Origin of the sequence: Streptococcus oralis subsp. oralis, from assembly GCF_002096595.1 — a bacterium.
GTDB classification, from domain to species: domain Bacteria; phylum Bacillota; class Bacilli; order Lactobacillales; family Streptococcaceae; genus Streptococcus; species Streptococcus oralis_D.
In genome coordinates this window covers 302,487-321,402 of the sequence record NZ_NCUR01000010.1, presented here as the reverse complement: position 1 = coordinate 321,402, position 18,916 = coordinate 302,487, and the positions used below count along the sequence as shown (strand labels likewise).

General features: G+C 36.7%; 23 protein-coding genes. All 23 read left to right on the top strand.

What is annotated here, in order from left to right; translation table 11 throughout:
- Nucleotide 1 precedes the first annotated feature (1 nt).
- The 23 genes from B7714_RS05965 to B7714_RS05855 all read left to right on the top strand — a co-directional run bounded on the left by B7714_RS05965 (nucleotide 2) and on the right by B7714_RS05855 (nucleotide 18,844).
- On the top strand, nucleotides 2–433 hold the full coding sequence (locus tag B7714_RS05965) for a GNAT family N-acetyltransferase (RefSeq protein WP_084859961.1): 432 nt from the start codon (nucleotides 2–4) through the stop codon (nucleotides 431–433).
- 60 nt (nucleotides 434–493) lie between these two features.
- Nucleotides 494–1,750 (top strand): serine hydroxymethyltransferase, encoded by a 1,257-nt coding sequence (gene glyA, locus B7714_RS05960; protein ID WP_084859960.1) that lies wholly within the window; start codon nucleotides 494–496, stop codon nucleotides 1,748–1,750.
- 7 nt (nucleotides 1,751–1,757) lie between these two features.
- A complete protein-coding gene (locus B7714_RS05955; RefSeq protein ID WP_162284805.1) occupies nucleotides 1,758–2,732 on the top strand; it encodes a nucleoid-associated protein in 975 nt (324 codons plus the stop codon).
- Nucleotides 2,732–3,334 carry a lysozyme family protein gene (locus B7714_RS05950; RefSeq protein ID WP_042768074.1) on the top strand — a complete coding sequence of 201 codons (603 nt, stop codon included), beginning with the start codon at nucleotides 2,732–2,734 and terminating at the stop codon, nucleotides 3,332–3,334. The genes B7714_RS05955 and B7714_RS05950 overlap by 1 nt, the downstream gene beginning before the upstream one ends.
- An 86-nt stretch (nucleotides 3,335–3,420) precedes the next feature.
- Nucleotides 3,421–4,395: a DUF1002 domain-containing protein gene (locus B7714_RS05945; protein ID WP_084859958.1), complete on the top strand. Its 975-nt coding sequence runs from the start codon at nucleotides 3,421–3,423 to the stop codon at nucleotides 4,393–4,395.
- A gap of 74 nt (nucleotides 4,396–4,469) precedes the next feature.
- On the top strand, nucleotides 4,470–5,828 hold the full coding sequence (gene rlmD / locus B7714_RS05940; RefSeq protein ID WP_084859957.1) for a 23S rRNA (uracil(1939)-C(5))-methyltransferase RlmD: 1,359 nt from the start codon (nucleotides 4,470–4,472) through the stop codon (nucleotides 5,826–5,828).
- A gap of 133 nt (nucleotides 5,829–5,961) precedes the next feature.
- Nucleotides 5,962–6,546, top strand: coding sequence for a TMEM175 family protein (locus B7714_RS05935; RefSeq protein ID WP_084859956.1), 585 nt, complete (start codon nucleotides 5,962–5,964; stop codon nucleotides 6,544–6,546).
- A 263-nt stretch (nucleotides 6,547–6,809) separates the two neighbouring features.
- Nucleotides 6,810–7,418, top strand: coding sequence for a Type 1 glutamine amidotransferase-like domain-containing protein (locus tag B7714_RS05930; RefSeq protein WP_084859955.1), 609 nt, complete (start codon nucleotides 6,810–6,812; stop codon nucleotides 7,416–7,418).
- A gap of 178 nt (nucleotides 7,419–7,596) precedes the next feature.
- Nucleotides 7,597–8,340, top strand: a complete 744-nt coding sequence (locus B7714_RS05925; protein ID WP_084859954.1) for a CPBP family intramembrane glutamic endopeptidase — start codon at nucleotides 7,597–7,599, stop codon at nucleotides 8,338–8,340.
- Nucleotides 8,341–8,494: 154 nt separating this feature from the next.
- Nucleotides 8,495–9,301: an alpha/beta hydrolase gene (locus B7714_RS05920; RefSeq protein WP_084859953.1), complete on the top strand. Its 807-nt coding sequence runs from the start codon at nucleotides 8,495–8,497 to the stop codon at nucleotides 9,299–9,301.
- An 11-nt stretch (nucleotides 9,302–9,312) separates the two neighbouring features.
- Entirely contained in the window at nucleotides 9,313–9,441 is a 129-nt protein-coding gene (locus B7714_RS05915; protein ID WP_084859952.1) for an ADP-ribosylglycohydrolase, read from the top strand.
- A 182-nt stretch (nucleotides 9,442–9,623) separates the two neighbouring features.
- Nucleotides 9,624–10,094, top strand: coding sequence for a hypothetical protein (locus tag B7714_RS05910; protein ID WP_084859951.1), 471 nt, complete (start codon nucleotides 9,624–9,626; stop codon nucleotides 10,092–10,094).
- Between the two features lie 157 nt (nucleotides 10,095–10,251).
- Nucleotides 10,252–10,380, top strand: coding sequence for an ADP-ribosylglycohydrolase (locus B7714_RS09960; RefSeq protein ID WP_084859950.1), 129 nt, complete (start codon nucleotides 10,252–10,254; stop codon nucleotides 10,378–10,380).
- A 104-nt stretch (nucleotides 10,381–10,484) separates the two neighbouring features.
- Nucleotides 10,485–11,102 (top strand): SAP domain-containing protein, encoded by a 618-nt coding sequence (locus tag B7714_RS05900; protein ID WP_084859949.1) that lies wholly within the window; start codon nucleotides 10,485–10,487, stop codon nucleotides 11,100–11,102.
- A gap of 40 nt (nucleotides 11,103–11,142) precedes the next feature.
- Nucleotides 11,143–11,271, top strand: coding sequence for an ADP-ribosylglycohydrolase (locus B7714_RS05895; RefSeq protein ID WP_084859948.1), 129 nt, complete (start codon nucleotides 11,143–11,145; stop codon nucleotides 11,269–11,271).
- A gap of 296 nt (nucleotides 11,272–11,567) precedes the next feature.
- A complete protein-coding gene (locus tag B7714_RS05890) occupies nucleotides 11,568–12,539 on the top strand; it encodes a DUF6892 domain-containing protein (RefSeq protein WP_084859947.1) in 972 nt (323 codons plus the stop codon).
- Between the two features lie 71 nt (nucleotides 12,540–12,610).
- Nucleotides 12,611–13,282: a hypothetical protein gene (locus B7714_RS05885; RefSeq protein WP_084859946.1), complete on the top strand. Its 672-nt coding sequence runs from the start codon at nucleotides 12,611–12,613 to the stop codon at nucleotides 13,280–13,282.
- 59 nt (nucleotides 13,283–13,341) lie between these two features.
- Entirely contained in the window at nucleotides 13,342–14,004 is a 663-nt protein-coding gene (locus B7714_RS05880) for a DUF443 domain-containing protein (protein ID WP_084859945.1), read from the top strand.
- Between the two features lie 162 nt (nucleotides 14,005–14,166).
- Nucleotides 14,167–14,907 carry a hypothetical protein gene (locus B7714_RS05875; protein ID WP_084859944.1) on the top strand — a complete coding sequence of 247 codons (741 nt, stop codon included), beginning with the start codon at nucleotides 14,167–14,169 and terminating at the stop codon, nucleotides 14,905–14,907.
- Between the two features lie 50 nt (nucleotides 14,908–14,957).
- Nucleotides 14,958–15,317 (top strand): hypothetical protein, encoded by a 360-nt coding sequence (locus B7714_RS05870; RefSeq protein ID WP_000841612.1) that lies wholly within the window; start codon nucleotides 14,958–14,960, stop codon nucleotides 15,315–15,317.
- 172 nt (nucleotides 15,318–15,489) lie between these two features.
- Nucleotides 15,490–16,371, top strand: a complete 882-nt coding sequence (locus B7714_RS05865) for a diacylglycerol/lipid kinase family protein (protein ID WP_000710093.1) — start codon at nucleotides 15,490–15,492, stop codon at nucleotides 16,369–16,371.
- A 63-nt stretch (nucleotides 16,372–16,434) separates the two neighbouring features.
- The gene (locus B7714_RS05860) at nucleotides 16,435–16,926 is read left to right on the top strand and encodes a phosphoribosylanthranilate isomerase (RefSeq protein WP_001086572.1); all 492 of its coding nucleotides are present in this window, start codon (nucleotides 16,435–16,437) and stop codon (nucleotides 16,924–16,926) included.
- Between the two features lie 178 nt (nucleotides 16,927–17,104).
- The gene (locus B7714_RS05855) at nucleotides 17,105–18,844 is read left to right on the top strand and encodes a glycoside hydrolase family 13 protein (protein WP_049478263.1); all 1,740 of its coding nucleotides are present in this window, start codon (nucleotides 17,105–17,107) and stop codon (nucleotides 18,842–18,844) included.
- The last annotated feature ends 72 nt before the right edge of the window (nucleotides 18,845–18,916 follow it).

Sequence of the window (18,916 nt, the reverse complement as noted above, 5' to 3'; positions counted from 1 at the left end):
GATGCTAAGAGATTTGCAAGAAACAGATGTGAATGCTATATGTGAGATTAACAAAGAGGCTTTGGGTTATTCTTTTAGTCCAGAGGACACAGCTAGTCAACTAGCTAAATTATCTCAGGATTCCCATCATTTCCTACTTGGTTATGAGGATGCAGCTAGTCATATCCTACTTGGATATGTTCATGCTGAAGTTTATGAATCCCTCTATTCCAAAGCAGGATTTAATATTTTAGGCTTAGCGGTTTCGCCTCAAGCACAAGGGCAAGGTATCGGTAAAAGCTTACTGCAAGGGTTGGATCAAGAAGCAAAAAGACGGGGCTATGAGTTTATCCGCTTAAACTCTGGTGATCATCGTCTGGGAGCTCATGCATTTTATGAAAAAGTTGGTTATACTTGTGATAAAGTGCAGAAACGTTTTATTCGCATCTTTTAGTTTATTTTCTTATTGTAAAAACAAACTAAAGGACCAGTCACACTATAAAGGAGAAGACCTATGATTTTTGATAAAGACGATTTTAAAGCATACGATGCTGATCTCTGGAATGCTATTGCCAAAGAAGAAGAACGCCAACAAAACAACATTGAGTTGATTGCTTCGGAAAACGTGGTTTCCAAGGCTGTTATGGCAGCTCAAGGGTCTATCTTGACAAACAAATATGCCGAGGGTTACCCAGGGCGCCGTTATTATGGTGGAACTGATGTGGTAGACGTTGTAGAAACTCTTGCTATTGAACGTGCAAAAGAAATTTTCGGTGCTAAATTCGCCAATGTCCAACCTCACTCAGGAAGCCAAGCCAACTGTGCGGCTTACATGGCCTTGATTGAACCAGGTGATACCGTTATGGGGATGGATTTGGCAGCAGGTGGACACTTGACCCACGGAGCTCCAGTTAGCTTCTCTGGTCAAACCTACAACTTTGTTTCCTATAGTGTGGATCCTGAAACAGAACTCTTGGACTTTGATGCTATCTTGAAACAAGCCCAAGAAGTAAAACCAAAACTAATCGTAGCAGGTGCTTCAGCCTATTCTCAAATTATCGACTTCTCAAAATTCCGTGAAATTGCGGATGCTGTTGGGGCTAAGCTTATGGTCGATATGGCCCATATCGCTGGTTTGGTTGCAGCTGGTCTTCACCCAAGCCCAGTACCATATGCTCATATCACGACAACAACGACCCACAAAACCCTTCGTGGACCTCGTGGTGGTTTGATTTTGACAAATGATGAGGACCTAGCTAAGAAAATCAATTCAGCTATTTTCCCTGGTATTCAAGGCGGTCCTTTGGAACATGTTGTGGCGGCTAAGGCGGTTTCCTTCAAAGAAGTTTTAGATCCAGCCTTCAAGGAATATGCTGCTAATGTCATCAAAAACAGCAAAGCTATGGTTGAAGTCTTCTTACAAGACTCTGATTTCCGTATCATTTCTGGCGGTACTGAAAACCATCTCTTCCTAGTGGATGTGACTAAGGTTGTTGAAAACGGAAAAGTTGCTCAAAACTTGCTGGATGAAGTTAATATTACCCTAAATAAAAACTCAATTCCATACGAAACCTTGTCACCATTCAAGACAAGCGGTATTCGTATCGGAGCAGCAGCCATCACTGCACGTGGATTTGGTGAAGAAGAATGCCGTAAAGTGGCTGAACTCATCATTAAAACTCTCAAGAATGCAGATAATGAGGCTGTCTTAGAAGAAGTGAGAAGCGCAGTCAAAGAATTGACAGATGCCTTCCCATTATACGAGGACTAATACTTTTATGGACATTTATATTAAGAAAGCCATTATCCATCAGTTCAGCCCAGATGATACTGAGTTGTTCCTAGCGGATAAGTTTCTCAATATCACTCCAAAAATCGAAGAATACCTACGCAAAAAAATTGAACGTGTGTATTCAGATGAAGCTAAGACTGGGATTTTCGAAGAAGAAAATCCCTTCTTCAATCACATCACAGATGATTTGTTGGAGACATCAGTAACACTGGCTAATCTCTGGAAAGAGGAGTTCATCATTTCAGAAAATCTCAAGACCAATGACTTGGTTTTTGTTCAGTTTTCTAAAGAAGGTGTAGAGCATTTCGCTTTCTTACGAATTGCCCTGCGTGAGACCTTGACCCACCTCGGTGGAGAAGTTGATAATCCAATCAAGCTAACTCAGAATAACCTGCCTGGATTTGGAACGGGAGCTGACGAGGCCTTGGTGGTTAATCTACAGAGTCGCAAGTACCATCTCATCGAGAAACGCATCAAGTACAATGGGACTTTTTTGAACTACTTTTCAGAAAATCTGCTAGCTGTTGCCCCTAAGATTTCGCCAAAGAAATCCATCAAGGAACTGGAAAAAACGGCCCAGAGAATTGCTGAATCTTTTAACACAGATGATTTTCAATTTCAATCCAAGGTCAAATCAGCGATTTTCAACAATCTTGAAGAAAGCAATGAATTGTCGCCTGAAAAATTGGCTAATGACCTTTTTGATAACAACCTGACAGCTCGTCTAAGCTTTATCGACCAAGTCAAGGAAGCTGTGCCAGAACCAGTTCAATTTGATGAAATTGATGCCAGTCGTCAACTCAAGAAATTTGAAAACCAAAAACTTTCCTTGTCAAACGGAATTGAACTCATTGTTCCCAATAACGTCTACCAAGACGCCGAGTCTGTCGAGTTTATTCAAAATAACAATGGAACCTATTCTATCTTAATCAAAAATATCGAGGATATTCAAAGTAAATAATGTTTAAATTTATAAGAAGAGTGCTTGTGCTAGCAGTCTTCCTTTTCGCAGGATACAAAGCTTATCATATCCATCAGGATGTTAAACAAGTCATGACCTACCAACCCATGGTTCGGGAAATCCTCAGTGAAAGAGATACTCCCGCCAATGAAGAGTTGGTGCTCGCTATGATTTATACCGAAACGAAGGGAAAAGAGCGGGATGTCATGCAGTCTAGTGAGTCCGCTAGTGGCGCTACCAATACCATTAATGACGATGCCTCTAGTATTCGCCAAGGGATACAGACACTAACAGATAACCTCTATTTGGCACAGAGCAAAGGAGTAGATGTCTGGACAGCCGTTCAAGCCTATAATTTTGGGCCTGCCTATATCGACTTTATCGCTCAGAATGGCAAGGAAAATACGTTAGCATTAGCCAAGCGTTATTCCCGAGAAACGGTCGCTCCTATCCTTGGCAATACCACTGGAAAGACCTATACCTATATCAACCCAATTTCTATCTTTCATGGTGCAGAACTCTATGAAAATGGTGGAAATTATTACTACTCGAGACAGGTTCGCTTTAATCTCTATATCATGAAATTCTTTAATTTCTTCTAAACATCTGGTTTGACCAGGTGTTTTTCACTATAAGCTTTCTTTAAGATTGTTTTATTACCCTAGAAAGGTAAAGGAGGGAATATCCCATGAGAAAGAAATTCTTTCTAACGAGTGCTGCCGTTTTGTGGGCTGTAACAGCTATGACAAGCGTCCACGCAGCAACCGATGTTCAAAAAGTAATCGATGAAACCTATGTTCAACCAGAATACGTTCTAGGTTCTTCTCTATCTGAAGACCAGAAAAATCAAACTCTTAGCAAACTTGGCTATGATGCATCAAAAGACACCAAAGATATCAAAACTATGACACCTGATATCTATTCGAAAATCATGAATGTGGCTAATGATGCTAGCCTACAGCTCTATTCGTCAGCTAAGATTCAAAAGTTAGGTGATAAGTCGCCTCTAGAGGTCAAGATTGAAACGCCTGAAAATATCACCAAGGTGACGCAGGATATGTACCGTAACGCAGCAGTGACGCTGGGAGTGGAGCATGCTAAAATCACAGTTGCAGCCCCCATTCCAGTTACAGGAGAGAGCGCCCTAGCAGGGATTTACTACTCGTTAGAGGCTAATGGTGCTAAAGTACCGCAAGCCAATAAAGACTTGGCTCAAGAAGAACTAAAAGCCTTGTCCGATATCAATGCTGAAAACAAGGATAAGTCAGGCTACGATGCCAATAAGCTCAATGTGGCTTTGGCAGATATTAAGGCAGGAATTGCAAAGGCAAAAGAAGCCAAAGGAAATCTGACAGAAGAAGATGTCCGCAAAATCGTTGAAGACACGCTAAAAAACTACAAACTTGATCAGGTTATAACAGGAAACCAGGTCAACATCATCATCAATTTTGCACTTAACCTCTCGAAGAGTGACATATTGAATAATGCTGATTTCACTAAAACCCTAAAAGACCTCAAGGAAAGCATTGTATCCCAGGCTGGAGATAGCTTTAAAAATATCAACCTCAACTTTGATGCCAATAAAGCGCTAGAAGACGGGGGTAACTTCTTTAGCTCCCTTTGGCAAGCCATTGTCAATTTCTTCAAGAGTTTTGGTGCTTAGGTCATTTCATGATATAATAGATGGTAACAGAAATGTTGCCGTCTTTTTTTGTCGGCCGATAGAAAGTGAAAAATATGCTAAAGAAAAATGATATTGTAGAAGTTGAAATTGTTGATTTGACCCATGAAGGGGCTGGAGTTGCAAAGGTAGATGGTTTGGTTTTCTTTGTAGAAAATGCTCTACCAACTGAGAAAATTCTCATGCGTGTCCTTAAAGTCAATAAAAAGATTGGCTTTGGGAAGGTTGAAGAATACCTTGTTCAGTCACCTCATCGTAACCAAGACCTAGATTTGGCTTATCTACGTTCAGGTATAGCTGACTTGGGGCACCTTGCCTATCCAGAGCAGCTCAAGTTCAAAACAAAGCAAGTCAAAGACAGTCTCTACAAAATTTCTGGTATTAGAGATGTAGAGGTTGCTGAAACGCTTGGTATGGAACATCCTGTCAAGTATCGAAATAAGGCGCAAGTTCCCGTTCGTCGAGTGAATGGTGTCTTGGAAACTGGCTTTTTCCGTAAGAATTCGCATGATCTCATGCCTCTCGAAGACTTCTTTATTCAGGATCCGGTGATTGACCAAGTTGTAGTAGCTCTACGGGACCTGCTCCGTCGTTATGATTTGAAACCTTATGATGAAAAGGAACAGTCTGGCTTGATTCGCAACCTCGTTGTGCGTCGTGGGCACTATTCAGGACAAATCATGGTTATCTTAGTGACTACACGTCCTAAAATTTTCCGAGTGGAGCAATTGATTGAACAAATTATCAAGCAGTTCCCAGAGATTGTGTCTGTCATGCAAAATATCAATGCCCAGAATACCAATGCGATTTTCGGCAAGGACTGGCGGACACTTTATGGTCAAGACTACATTACCGACCAAATGTTGGGAAATGACTTCCAAATCGCTGGCCCAGCCTTTTATCAGGTCAATACAGAAATGGCAGAGAAGCTCTATCAGACAGCTATTGACTTTGCTGGGTTAAGAGAAGATGATGTTGTTGTCGATGCCTACTCAGGAATTGGAACCATTGGTTTATCCGTTGCTAAGCATGTCAAGGAAGTCTACGGTGTTGAAGTGATTCCAGAAGCAGTAGAGAATAGCCAGAAGAATGCTTCTTTGAACAAGATTACTAATGCCCACTATGTCTGTGACACGGCTGAAAATGCCATGAAGAAATGGCTCAAGGAAGGTATTCAACCAACCGTTATCTTGGTCGACCCACCACGCAAGGGCTTGACCGAGAGCTTTATCAAGGCAAGTGCTCAAACAGGAGCAGACCGCATTGCCTATATCTCCTGCAATGTCGCAACCATGGCGCGTGATATCAAACTTTATCAAGAATTGGGCTATGAATTGAAGAGAGTACAGCCGGTGGATTTGTTTCCGCAGACGCACCATGTAGAGTGTGTGAGTTATTTAGAGAAATGTAGTTAATCCACTCGCTTTTTTATTTCAAAGCGAGATGCTTCAAAACTCCACTGGAGCCTTGAACATATATAAAAATAAAGTTATTGTGTGACTGAAATAATCAGGCACTTGGATAGAATAGAATCGAAAGGACTATTTGATGAAAAAACAACCGCAAATAATGGAAAAGGAACGTTTGGGAGCCTTTATTGACGCTGTGTTAGCCATCGTTATGACTATCTTGGTTTTGGAGCTGGAAAAGCCAAAAACCTTTGATTTACAAGGACTATGGGAGCTTAGAACAAATTTTCTTGCCTACGGTATTTCTTTCTTTTGGCTGGGAGCTATGTGGGCCAATATCCATTCTTCTTCGCATCTCATTAAAAAAGTTAGCCAAAAAACAGTCTGGGCAACCATTATCATGCTCTTTTTCTCCTCCCTTTTTCCCTATACCACTCAGCTCATAGCAACCCATTTCGACAATGGTAGCATGCAAGCATTCTATGGAGTAATCGTTCTACTCATTAGCTTTTCAGTATTATGGTATTACCGTACCTTGGATGAAGTGAATGATATAGCTGAGATGCATGAGTTAAGACGAGGACGAAAACGTTGGATACGATGGGATATTGGTATTAAAATGTTAGGGCTTATCTTGTCTCTGACAATCTTCCCAGCAGGAGTAGGACTGTCAGTCCTAGTAACACTTTTGTTTATTGTTATCCCGAGACAATTTAAAGTCTAATCATTTAATCGACTCATCTGTTTTATTCGGGACTTAGTTGACTGCTTCCGATTCTGAGATTTTTGAATTTGTATTGATAAGCATTGCATTCAATACTTTTCTATAGGAATTCACTGAAATAACAGTCAAGACATATGATGTGTGTGACTCAGCTTGTACAAGTTGAGATAGTCAGGAATTTGAATAATTTTTTTGTAACAGTTATAATGACAATTATGAATAAACTTGTTTAAACTTTATGTCTCTTTAGAAAGTGTGTTAACTTGAAAGAACAAATATTTTTGATGGGTGGGAATCCCCCAATAACGAAATATAGCATTGTTGATAAAATTGTATTATCAAGCAAGATTGAAAGAATTATTATTTTTACAGTTTTTCGAGAAAATTGGGAACCATACATGAAAAAGTACACGGAAGTTTTTCAAAGTCATTTTCCTAATCTAAAAATTAATTACTTGCTCCTGGACACTGAGCAGATTGATTTTGATAGCTATTTAGATGCTGATCTAATCATCATTGGTGGAGGAAATACGGAAAAATATATAGCTACTTATGTCAATCAGGAGTTCAAAAATTATATCGATCATATGCTTAATAAAGGTGTAAAAGTTATAGGGTTTTCTGCAGGAGCCCTATTATTAGGAGAAAAAGTCTATGTCTCACCTAATGATAATTCAGATCATCAGATAAAGATAAAAAATGGATTAGGACTCTTTAGTCAGTTTTTAATTAGTGTCCATTATGATTCCTGGAATGATAAAGCTAATAAGGATAGAGCAGAAGAACTCGTCAGTGTTCCCATAATTCCACTAAATGATCATTCCTGTCTTGTATTGGATAGATTTGGAAACATTATTGAGAAAATTGACTAGTTTTAATCATGCGAATCTGAATCTACGAAACTATAGTATTGACGAAATGAATAGTGAAAAGCCTTGATTGTAAGGCTTTTTTGTGTTTTTATGATAGAATATAGGTAGTTATAATCGATAGCAACTAAGAAGCAGTAAAAATATTATTCATAAAATAATCAAGATTAGGAAGAAAAAAATGACAGAAATTGATAAAAGGAATTTAAAAAATTATCTTTGTTTTACATTTGGAATTACTTATATATCTTGGGGGCTTCTTGCCATATTTACACAATCTTATATTTTGGGATTAGAGACATTTATAGGAAGAATATTACATATAGTTGGTGCACTTGGACCAGCTATTGCAAGTGGCTTTTATTTAAAAAGTAATAATATAAAATTTAAACATTTTTTATTTAATAAGACAGAAAATAGTAGTATTTATTTCATTTATCATATGTTAGCAATTTTGATACTATTTTCTGTATCTTCCTTAGAATTAAACGGAGTATCAATTTATCTGATGCCATTATTCTTTATACAACTAATTTTTTTTGGTGGTGGACATGAAGAATTAGGATGGAGAGGAATATTACAACCATTACTTGATAAAAAATATACTTATTGGCAATCTAATTTGATTGTAGGATCAATTTGGGGAATATGGCATCTACCTTTATGGTTTATAGTTGGAGAAAGTCATCAAGGATTTCCTTTTATTTTATTTTTTATATATACATTATTTTTAAGTTTTGTTTTAGGGCTTCTTTACCGTCAAACGAAATCTGTGGGGTACTGTGTATTATTTCATGCATTCGCAAATTTGTTAAATCTCTATTTTGTGTTAAAAATTAATCTTATTTTTATTATCATTTTTATTGGTTATTTGATTTATACTATACTGGCGAGTAATAGAATTAGTAAGGAAACAACATTTTAAAATTTAGATCAGGATATCCATTATTGAAAGTAACGTGTGGTCATTCTAGATAATCAATGTTAGAGACTTTTCTATTTGATGAGACATCACTGCTTGTACGAGCTGATTAAACAAGGGTGTAGCTAGTGAAAGTCCTACAGTAAGGAGTTTAAACATGAAATTCCATGAATTTGGTGATAAGAATTTGCCTCCTATTTTACTGATACATGGTGGTGGCAGTTCTTGGTGGAATTATCTTCGTCAAGCACGAATCCTGTCAGAAGAATACCGTATTATTCTACCCACATTGAATGGCCACGGCGAGGAATATCAACTTGATTATGTTTCTACTGAAGATTCTGCTTTGGAGATTCTAGACTATATCAAAGAAAACTGTGGTGGGAAATTGTTTGCAATCGGTGGTGTTTCACTTGGTGGTCAAATTGCCATAGAGCTTTTGTCTTTAGACAGTGAAATTGCTGAGAAGGCCATCATAGATGGAAGCCTCTGCATTCCTCAACCAAGGTTAGCTAAAATCAGCATCTTTCTAGTGTCTCTATTTGGTAAACTGATGTTCAATAAATTCTCTTGCAAACTTCAGTTAAGCATGATGAACAAACTCTATCCTAAACTGGCTTATCCAGAGGAAATAAAAGCTTATTATTTGGAGGATTTGCCAAGGACGCCTATCAAAACATTGGTGACCATTTACAAAAACTATATGAGATGTTACAAGCTGAAAGATATGATTTCTGCTAGCAAGGCTCAGGTTCTGTATATCTATGGTGAAAAAGAATTGAACTGTGTGAAAGAATCAGCGAAATTATTTCATCAGCTACATTCAAATACAATTTTGTATGAAGCAAAGGGCTATAACCACGGCTATTTATCAGCTTACCTGCCTTATGAGTGGATTGATTTGGTGGTGCCATTTTTAAAGAGTGACTCATTAGAAATGTGTAACGAATCTGATATGCCATAAGGAGGAATACCATGCTAGGAGCAATTATTGGAGATATTGTAGGTTCAGTTTACGAATGGAACAATATCAAAACGAAGGACTTTCCATTATTTCGTGAGGATTGTTTTTTCACGGATGATACGGTAAGTTCGAACCGCTGAGTGTGTATCTTTGCTGGTAAAAGCGTAAAAATCTTATAACAAAAGAACTTAAGAAAGTATTGAAACAAAGGCTTTTGCCGTAAGAGATATTTTAGTATTATGCCTGAAATTAAAATAGGCTAAGAGTAGATTTGTGAGTTTTGAACAATTTTTCCTAGCATACTTAGGAATGGAGAGATAAGATGACATGGACTAAGGAATATTTTTCTAAAATTGAATTTATTATTCATTGTGGTTGTGAAATTTTTGGTTATTTTGAGTGTAATCTGATGAACTCTGAACTGTCCTACCAAGAGTGTGGGAATACTGGAATGATCGTTTTTGAACATAGTCAGAAACTATCCGAAAAAGCCTTATCTAAACTCATGAAATATACGCTACTTATTGATTTTGAGAAATATAGAAAGGGGAACAATTCTAATAAGAATGATAAAGTTATTGGTTATAGAGATGTATTTTCGATAACTTTCAAGGGCTATAGTCAAGATGGACAAGCTTTATTGATATATAATATGGACTATGTTTACAAGGATTGGTACAATAGACCCGTTGATAGCTTATACAGTTATATAAGTGATACCTATTTTTTAGATTTTCAAAATAATAGATGTTTTATTGCTCAAGGGCTGATGGCTGGTGTACTTCCGTTTTAGGTATAATAGGAAGATGTAGTACATAGTGGAATCAAAAAAGTTTTTTAATTATAATTTGATTAGATGAATACCTATAAATTATACAAAATTCGTTAATAGATAATTTTAAAACTATAGTTGATGGTCAAATTCCCGATATCTTACAAGGAGGAATCTTATGCTAGGAGCAATAGTTGGAGACATTGTAGGTTCAGTTTACGAATGGAATAATATCAAAACGAAGGGTTTTCCTTTATTTTGTGAGGATTGTTTTTTCACGGATGATACGGTAAGTCCGAACCGCTGAATGTGTGAGTTTGTTAGTGAAACGTTGCTAATCCTCAAAATAAAGAAACCAAAATACCATTATTTAGAAATGAAAACCTAAACTGTTTTTAAGGAGGTACTATATTGATAGAAAGCAGACCTGAGTTTGATAAAATCGCATCCTTTGATGAATTTAATAAATACTATTGGTATCGTGATGAACTTTCTCAGATATGCAAGTCATTAGGGCTTGAAAATAGAGGTACAAAACAGGAACTCAATGATATTATTGAGCAGTACTTCAATGGGAATTTAATTAAAAAATCATCAATAAAAAGAAAAAAGAAACAAGTAGAAGTCGTTACCTTAGATACGCCCTTACTTGAATGTGGATTCTCCTTTAATGCAAACTTTAGAGAATATTTCTCAACTTTAACAGGTGTTTCGCCCTTTAAATTTACTGCTAATATGGCCACTGCTTGGAGAAAAGTAAAAAAAGAAAATGATTTGAATTTCACAATCCAAGATATGCTAAAAGTTTATTATGGAGATTCAGATTATGCCAAGTATGACCATTCGGTTTGTCAATGGAATCAATTTTTAAAAGATTTCTGTACAGACGAAAATAGTGCCAACTACTCGAACAAACTAAAAGTAGCTTCTATTCTTTGGAAAGAAGTTAGAAATTCAAGTAATGCAAAAATTTATTCAAAGAATCTTTTAACTAAATATGCTGATAGAATAAAAGAGTATGGGAAGTAGAAAAATCAGTCTAAACCAATAGTTCACAAGGAGGAATCTTATGCTAGCGGCAATTATTGGAGATATTGTCGGTTCGGTTTACGAATGGAACAATATTAAAACGAAGGATTTTCCTTTATTTCGTGAGGATTGTTTTTTCACGGATGATACGGTAAGTCCGAACCGCTGAATGTGTAAGCTTGTTAGTGAAACGTAGCAAACCCTCTCACTTTTTCATTTTAAGGAGAGAAGGTTTCAAAGCTCCACTGGAGCTTTGAACTCCTCGAACCTTTTGAGTTCCGCAGATGCATCATGTTGAGGAGGTAAGTCTATTTGTGAAGAGTAATTAATTTTCAGAAAGCTTCTTGCTTTTTAATCCTACGGACGAAAAATACGGCAAGACCTTATTTTATACAGTAAATTTTCTGATGTTAGAAAAATAGATTTGATGCATTAAGATAAACAAATTATAAATAGGAGAATCAAATGTTTAGTTTTTTTAAAAAGAAAAGTCCTAAAAACCTCGAAATCAATTTTCATGACAATTCAATGGTAATGAACGGAACCAGCTTGTCTTTTCCTTTATCTTTGAAAGATATTGAGGCTGTATTAGGAAAGCCTGATCAGGTTGTCAAAAAAGAAAATAAATACATAAAGTACATTTACGACAATGCTGGTATTGTATTTGAACATTCGCTTTCTGTCAAGAATCATTTAAAGAAATGCAGGGTCTATATTGATGATGAGCATCTACTTTCTACTATCAGTCTCTACTACGGTGATGTTGTAAAACGTATGTTTGGAGAAGAAGAATTACCCAAGATGCCTTGTCATGCCGTAGTATCCACTGATGGGAAGACTCCCTATTTTCTTTATGATAGACACAGAACTGGGGATTTCAATTTTATTTTATGGACCCCTCGTGGAACCAATTTTAATGGAAGACCAGATGTAATGAGATATCCACTCACCATTTCTTACTATCCAGAAATCAAGCATGAACGTCAAAAATCAAATCCAAAAGTTGTTCAAGAAAAATATCTTCATTTTGATAATCTGAATTTTAAACTAGCTATTATCCAAGTATTGATGTATGATTTAGAGGTTTTAAAGCCAGCTTTTGATATTTTTGATTTTTCAGAGGAATTTAGCGAGTTGGATATTGATACAGAAAGTACAGAACTTGTCGAGCCTGCATTAGAATACTTTAAAAATTTTCAGATTTCACAGAAGTATGCAAGTCTTGTAAAAGAGATTGATATGGATGGCGGTAATGAAATCTTTATGAATCTGATTCCTCAGTGGGATGGTGAGGATAGTATTTTTGATTTGAATGAGGTTAGTTTGGCTGAATTAAAGCAGTTTCCAAATTTAAAACAAGCTACAATCATGTCAAGTAATTTTGAACAAGTTAAGGAAACTTTTGCTGCAGTTGGAGTTGACGTAGAACTAGTGTAAGTTAAACTAAACATTTATAAATTTTTGAAAAAATCTTACTTTTATGACTCGAAAAAAGGATTAAATAGAATATGAAAAAGTTTAAATGGCGTTTATGGGTAACTGGAGTTCTTGTTATTCTTTTGACAGCATCTTCATTGAATGCTTGTAGTTTTGGTGGCGAAACCATTCCCCAAAATAGAACAAAGGAACAGTTCGAGTTTGAAAAAACGTTTGAGCCTATGTTTAAATTTTTGGAACAAGAACAGAAGGATTTTAATGGGCTGGAAGCTTATAAAAGTAGAGTCTATATAAAAAATGGTGACGAAGTCAAAAGATATGAAATTGACCTAGATATTACCAAGGCAGATGGTAAGGGTGACTATAGAATACAAATCGGAGAAAACAAAAAAACGGTTCCCGTTAGTTATTCTAATGGCAAGTTGCATTACGATTCGGAGATAGACCCTTTATTTGACGAAGAGATTCTTAACTTAGTTGTCAAAAGAGATGTTTTTGACTCCTTGAATGTAAAAAGAACGTTAAGAACCGGAACAACAGAGCTTAGTGAAATTGTCTACCAGCCAGACACTCACTTTGAACTCTTTCGAAAACTGAAAAGCAAATATGATTTACCTGAGGAAACAACGTGCCAAATTAGAATAGATTACTCAGATAAAACAAATTATGGGATTACAATACAGTTAACATCGAAAGAGAAGTCTGTCAAAATTGGTTTAACTATTATTAAAAAACGGGGCTAACGATTTAGGAATGTTATTGAAAAGAGTTTTTTAACTCTAAGAAGGATTTAAAGGTGAGTATGAAAGTAAAATTTAAAGAAACGAATAAAGTATTTTTCAAAATAGTAGAAGTAGGGGGAGAAAAGTATATTCTAGATTTGACGACCGTTAGCCCCAAATCCTATTTCTGGGGTTCTCTTCCTGATGAGATTACTGCAAAAATGCAAAAGTTAGATAAAAGAGATACGCGTTTTGAAAGTGTGGCTCCAACTATGAGTAAATCAATTGGTGCTGCAATTGGTGTAGCAATAGGGGGGTCTGGCTATCGGCTAGTGACGAATTTTTTTAGAAATAATGGGATTAGTCACAATCTTCCTTTAAAGATAGGTTTATATGGTCTGTTCATATTCCTAGCTTATCTTGCTTTCTGGTTCATTGCCATAAGAGCTCGTCATAGCGTCCAAAAAAGACTTGAGAATAAAGTTTCAAACTATCAAATAACCTTTAAACCAGTTGGAAATAAACGTCAATTAAAACATTACAAACTTCTTCCTTTTATCCTTGTTCCGACTCTTGGATGTTTTGCATTCTATCTATATACTGTTAATGGAACAGAGGGAGCCTTACTTGTTGTTAATAGTATTCTATTGTTGGGATTTTTTACAGTGATTTTAGGCATGTCACCACTCCGAGAAGGTGTCGAAAAGCAAGAGATTATTTTTGATAGAATAGAGAAGTTATAAATTAAGCTAAAAGCCGTTTTATGATCCTCTTTTGCAGGTCACATTGGGCTATTTTATCAGAAAATTAGGGAACTGATTAGAGAGAATTCTGTTAGTCAATGACTCATTTAAGGTTCAGAACTGCTCTCGTAATGCCGCATTATAATTTAGAAAAGGAGTAAAATGAATTATCTAGAAATACGCAAGAAATATGGATTTTATAGAAAAGTTGCGATTGTTTTGGCTGTTCTTCTCAGCCTTTTTGTAGCTTGGATGGTGAAAGATAGGACTATTCAAACCCTTTGTATTTTATTCATAAATGCACTCTTATTTCTTTTCATTGCACTAATCAGAAGAGGGTATGTAAGGAGTGCTACTAAGTTACTGTATATGGACTTAGATTTACCATCTTGGAAGCAATACATTGAATTGAAGAAAGTTGTAAAAAGAGCTATTATAAAAATGGATGTGACACTAACATCTGTTGGCTATTCCTATATGATTGGTGATTTCGATGCTGCCATTAAGAAGGCTTCTGAAGCAATGACTGATCAAAAACTGAAGCCGAAATACAGGGATTTCTTTGAGAGTTACCTCGTTCGCTCGACAGCTCTTGCAAATCCAAACCTAACCAGAGATGAGCTTGATCTTATGCTAAACAAAATGTCCATATCAGATTCCTCTCTAGCCGAGAAAACAAAAAGCGTGAGTATTGCGCTTTACGATTTAACAATTGCTCATCAATCCAATGATTACTTTGAAGACTTGGAAAACGAGTTTAAATATCAACAATTGGAAATCAGTTACTATCAAGCTTTGAACTCTAAATTAAAAGGAGATATGACTAGGGCGAATGAATTGTTTAGAAAACTCGCTCAAGAAGATGAACAGCTCTATATCGTCCAGAAGTCTAAAGAATTTTAAAAAAGTGAATCTATTAATTAGCGATGAATAAGTACAGGAAAGGATTGAATATGAAATCAAACAGTTTATTTTTTTTTAATGGAATTTTTGCTTTAACGTGCTCTCCCATTATTGCATTTGCATTTTTCTATAGATGGGAGATAAGATTTATCAATGGGGCTCTTCGTTTTGTTGATAAACCAGCATGGGCTTTTTCAGTAAATTTAATTAGTTTTATATTTCTTGTTTGTTCCATACTTGCAATTTTCATTTATAGAAAAGAATCAAATGGTCGTAAGAAAAGCTTTTTGTTTCTTTTAGTTGCATCTATCACAGGTTTTATCCCCTTCCTTTCATTTTTTTCAGCAATTTTTGCTCTTATTGCTGGGATTTTATATTTGGTTGATTTTAATCGATTGGTAAAAGAATAAACTAGAAGGTATTTATCATTTTCAACATATCCAACCTTTTTTAGAACTGATTCTCTCAATCTCCGGTACGTCTGATTTCTATTTTTTGAGGTTTCATTATATAATAGCATTATATGTAATGACTGATGTAGTTACACTAACATTTCTATTTAAAAATTAAGGAGTATTATCAATGAAAAAAGCAATGTTAATTATAAACCCTACCTCTGGTGGGGAAAAGGCTTTGGATTATAAGGTCAAGCTGGAGAATAAGGCCAAAGATTATTTTGAGCACGTGGAAACCAAAATTACTGAAAAAGCGCTGGATGCAACACACTTTGCTGAGGAAGCCTCTCGTGAGCAGTACGATGCAGTGGTTGTTTTCGGTGGAGACGGGACTGTCAATGAAGTCATTTCGGGTATTGCTGAGAGAGACTACATTCCTAAGTTAGGGATTATCCCAGGCGGTACAGGTAACCTCATTACGAAACTGTTGGAAATCAATCAAGACATCGATGGTGCGATTGATGAACTTGATTTTAACTTAACCAACAAGATTGATATCGGTAAAGCAAATGATAACTATTTTGGTTATATCTTTAGTATCGGTTCTCTGCCTGAGGCGATTCACAATGTGGAGATCGAGGACAAGACAAAATTCGGTATATTAGCCTATGCTGTAAATACCATGAAGTCTGTGATGACGGATCAGGTCTTTAACATTAAGGTTGAGACAGAAAATGGAAATTATGATGGTGAAGCGAGTCATGTTTTGGTTCTCTTGACAAATTACTTCGCTGATAAGAAAATCTTTGAAGAAAACAAAGACGGCTATGCCAATATTTTGATTCTAAAAGATGCTTCTCTATTCTCTAAATTATCCGTCATTCCTGATTTACTAAAAGGCGATGTTGTCGGCAATGATAATATTGAGTATATCAGAGCTCGTACTATTAAAATCTCTTCAGATAGTGAGTTGGAGTCAGATGTTGATGGCGATAAGTCGGATAACCTACCTGTAGAGATTAAGGTACTGGGCCAGCATATTGAAGTTTTTTCACAACCGAAAGAGTAGAAGATAGAAACAAGTTTGTCTTTCACTGAGAAATAAAGTTTTATATCAAAGATTGGAGGAAGGATGAATTCTCTATTTGATGAATTTCGAACAATTTGTTCTCATTTAAACCAAGTTGGAATCACACCCACGCTCATGGGGTCTTTGGGTTTTGAATACCGTTCAAATGAAGATTGGGAGCCGTCTGACATTGACATTCATGTCTCTGGAGATCCTAGAGGCTGGGAAGCGCCTGATCATCTCAGGATTTATGACTGGGACAAGATAATGAAAGTGATGAACCACTTAGGCTATACCTTGGTAGATATTCACGAGCACGAATTCCAAAAAGATGATGTGAGCGTTGAATTTGGAAGTATCGATTCCTTACCTGATTTTGCAGGAGTTTCGAAATCAGATATAGAGTTGATTCATCTCGAGGACATCACGTTTCGTGTTCCAAGTTTGGAACAGTATTTCAGTATATACAAGGCTTCTTCCCAAGATTCCTATCGAAATGACCACAATAATAATAAAGATTTTAAAAAGATAGATTGGCTTGAAAGGCATTTGTAAATCATCAATCAGAAAGTAGTAGGTATTAAATCTTACTGCTTTTTTATATTCTCAAAAACAATCCACTCGAAACTACGGACAAGTCTTGAAAATAAAATTTTAAAGTAGTATACTAGAATCACAATAATGAAAACGTTTGCGCAGCAAGATGAATAAAAGTAAACTAGGAGACAGAACAATGGAATTAACAGCCATTTACCATAGACCAGAGTCAGAGTATGCGTACCTTTATAAGGATAAGACAATGCACATTCGTATCCGGACCAAGAAAGATGATATAGAAAGCATCAACTTGCATTATGGAGACACTTTTATCTTTTTAGAGGACCATTATGAAGCAATCAAGGAGATGGTCAAAGTAACTTCTGATGTCTTATTTGATTACTGGCAAGCGGAAGTTTCAGTTGGCTATGCACGACTCCAGTATCTCTTTGAACTCAAGGATAAGCAGGGTCAGAGTATTTTGTATGGCGATAAGGGATGTGTTGAAAATACGCTAGAAAACCTTCATTATGAAGGAAATGGCTTTAAAATTCCGTATATCCATGAGATTGATGCTTGCCATGTTCCTGACTGGGTAGCAGAGATGGTATGGTACCAGATTTTCCCAGAACGCTTTGCTAATGGCAATCCTGAGATTTCACCTGAAGGTGCGCTAGCTTGGGATTCCTTTATCAAGCCAAAGACGAGCGATTTCTTTGGTGGTGATTTACAGGGCATTATTGACCATCTGGATTACTTGCAAGACTTAGGGATTACAGGTCTTTATCTCTGTCCGATTTTTGAATCCCCAAGCAATCACAAGTATAATACGACGGATTATTTCGAAATAGATCATCATTTTGGAGATAAGAAAATTTTTCGTAAACTGGTGGAGGAGGCCCATCAGAGAGGGATGAAAATCATGCTGGACGCTGTTTTCAATCATATCGGGGATCAGTCTCTGCAGTGGCAGGATGTTCTCAAGCATGGTGGAAAGTCGGAATATAAAGACTGGTTCCATGTTCAAGAATTTCCCGTGACCAAAGATAAGCTTGGAAATCCAAGAAAACTCCCTTATCATACCTTCGCTTTTGCCAGCTATATGCCCAAGCTCAATACGGCCAATCCTCAAGTGAGGGACTATTTGTTAAAAGTTGCGACCTACTGGATTGAAGAGTTTGATATTGATGCTTGGCGCCTGGATGTGGCCAATGAAGTAGACCATCAATTTTGGAGAGATTTCCGTAAGGCTGTCTTGGCTAAAAAGCCTGACCTTTATATTCTTGGAGAAGTCTGGCACACTTCTCAGCCTTGGCTAAATGGCGATGAATTCCACGCAGTCATGAATTATCCTCTCTCCGACAGCATCAAGGATTATTTCTTGCGAGGGACTAAGAAGTCACCTCAATTCATCGATGAGATCAATAGCCAATCAATGTACTATAGACAACAGATTTCGGAAGTGATGTTCAATCTTCTGGATTCGCATGATACGGAGCGTATTTTGGCTACTGCCAAGGGAGATGTCCAACTCGTTAAGTCTGCCCTTGCTTGTCTCTTTTTACAAAGAGGGACACCGTGTTTCTACTATGGAACGGAGTTGGAGTTAGGTGGCGGACCAGACCCAGATTGTCGCCGTGTCATGCCTTGGGACCGTGTTTCAGACAGTAATGACATGCTGAACTTCATGAAGAAATTGATTCAGCTTCGTAAGGAGGTTTCAGGCATTATCCAACATGGCACCTATAGCCTAAAAGAAATTAAGCCGGACGTGCTAGCTCTTGAATGGGATTATGATGGACAAAAGGTCCAAGCTATTTTTAACCAATCAAGTGAAAACTATCTTGTAGACCGTGATTCTGTAGTGCTAGCCAGTCATTGCCAAGAATTGGGACTGCAACTGGCGATTTTGCCTAAAGGTTTCGTCATTCAATAAAAAATAGGATTAAAAAGGCTGTAATGAATGGGTGATTCGTGCAGTCTTTTTTTGACTTATGTAGTATAATAT

Coding starts and splice junctions, on each gene's coding strand:
- B7714_RS05965 (WP_084859961.1), top strand. CDS start 2: ATGCTAAGAGATTTGCAAGAAACAGATGTGAATGCTATATGTGAGATT.
- glyA (WP_084859960.1), top strand. CDS start 494: ATGATTTTTGATAAAGACGATTTTAAAGCATACGATGCTGATCTCTGG.
- B7714_RS05955 (WP_162284805.1), top strand. CDS start 1,758: ATGGACATTTATATTAAGAAAGCCATTATCCATCAGTTCAGCCCAGAT.
- B7714_RS05950 (WP_042768074.1), top strand. CDS start 2,732: ATGTTTAAATTTATAAGAAGAGTGCTTGTGCTAGCAGTCTTCCTTTTC.
- B7714_RS05945 (WP_084859958.1), top strand. CDS start 3,421: ATGAGAAAGAAATTCTTTCTAACGAGTGCTGCCGTTTTGTGGGCTGTA.
- rlmD (WP_084859957.1), top strand. CDS start 4,470: ATGCTAAAGAAAAATGATATTGTAGAAGTTGAAATTGTTGATTTGACC.
- B7714_RS05935 (WP_084859956.1), top strand. CDS start 5,962: ATGAAAAAACAACCGCAAATAATGGAAAAGGAACGTTTGGGAGCCTTT.
- B7714_RS05925 (WP_084859954.1), top strand. CDS start 7,597: ATGACAGAAATTGATAAAAGGAATTTAAAAAATTATCTTTGTTTTACA.
- B7714_RS05920 (WP_084859953.1), top strand. CDS start 8,495: ATGAAATTCCATGAATTTGGTGATAAGAATTTGCCTCCTATTTTACTG.
- B7714_RS05915 (WP_084859952.1), top strand. CDS start 9,313: ATGCTAGGAGCAATTATTGGAGATATTGTAGGTTCAGTTTACGAATGG.
- B7714_RS05910 (WP_084859951.1), top strand. CDS start 9,624: ATGACATGGACTAAGGAATATTTTTCTAAAATTGAATTTATTATTCAT.
- B7714_RS09960 (WP_084859950.1), top strand. CDS start 10,252: ATGCTAGGAGCAATAGTTGGAGACATTGTAGGTTCAGTTTACGAATGG.
- B7714_RS05895 (WP_084859948.1), top strand. CDS start 11,143: ATGCTAGCGGCAATTATTGGAGATATTGTCGGTTCGGTTTACGAATGG.
- B7714_RS05890 (WP_084859947.1), top strand. CDS start 11,568: ATGTTTAGTTTTTTTAAAAAGAAAAGTCCTAAAAACCTCGAAATCAAT.
- B7714_RS05885 (WP_084859946.1), top strand. CDS start 12,611: ATGAAAAAGTTTAAATGGCGTTTATGGGTAACTGGAGTTCTTGTTATT.
- B7714_RS05880 (WP_084859945.1), top strand. CDS start 13,342: ATGAAAGTAAAATTTAAAGAAACGAATAAAGTATTTTTCAAAATAGTA.
- B7714_RS05875 (WP_084859944.1), top strand. CDS start 14,167: ATGAATTATCTAGAAATACGCAAGAAATATGGATTTTATAGAAAAGTT.
- B7714_RS05870 (WP_000841612.1), top strand. CDS start 14,958: ATGAAATCAAACAGTTTATTTTTTTTTAATGGAATTTTTGCTTTAACG.
- B7714_RS05865 (WP_000710093.1), top strand. CDS start 15,490: ATGAAAAAAGCAATGTTAATTATAAACCCTACCTCTGGTGGGGAAAAG.
- B7714_RS05860 (WP_001086572.1), top strand. CDS start 16,435: ATGAATTCTCTATTTGATGAATTTCGAACAATTTGTTCTCATTTAAAC.
- B7714_RS05855 (WP_049478263.1), top strand. CDS start 17,105: ATGGAATTAACAGCCATTTACCATAGACCAGAGTCAGAGTATGCGTAC.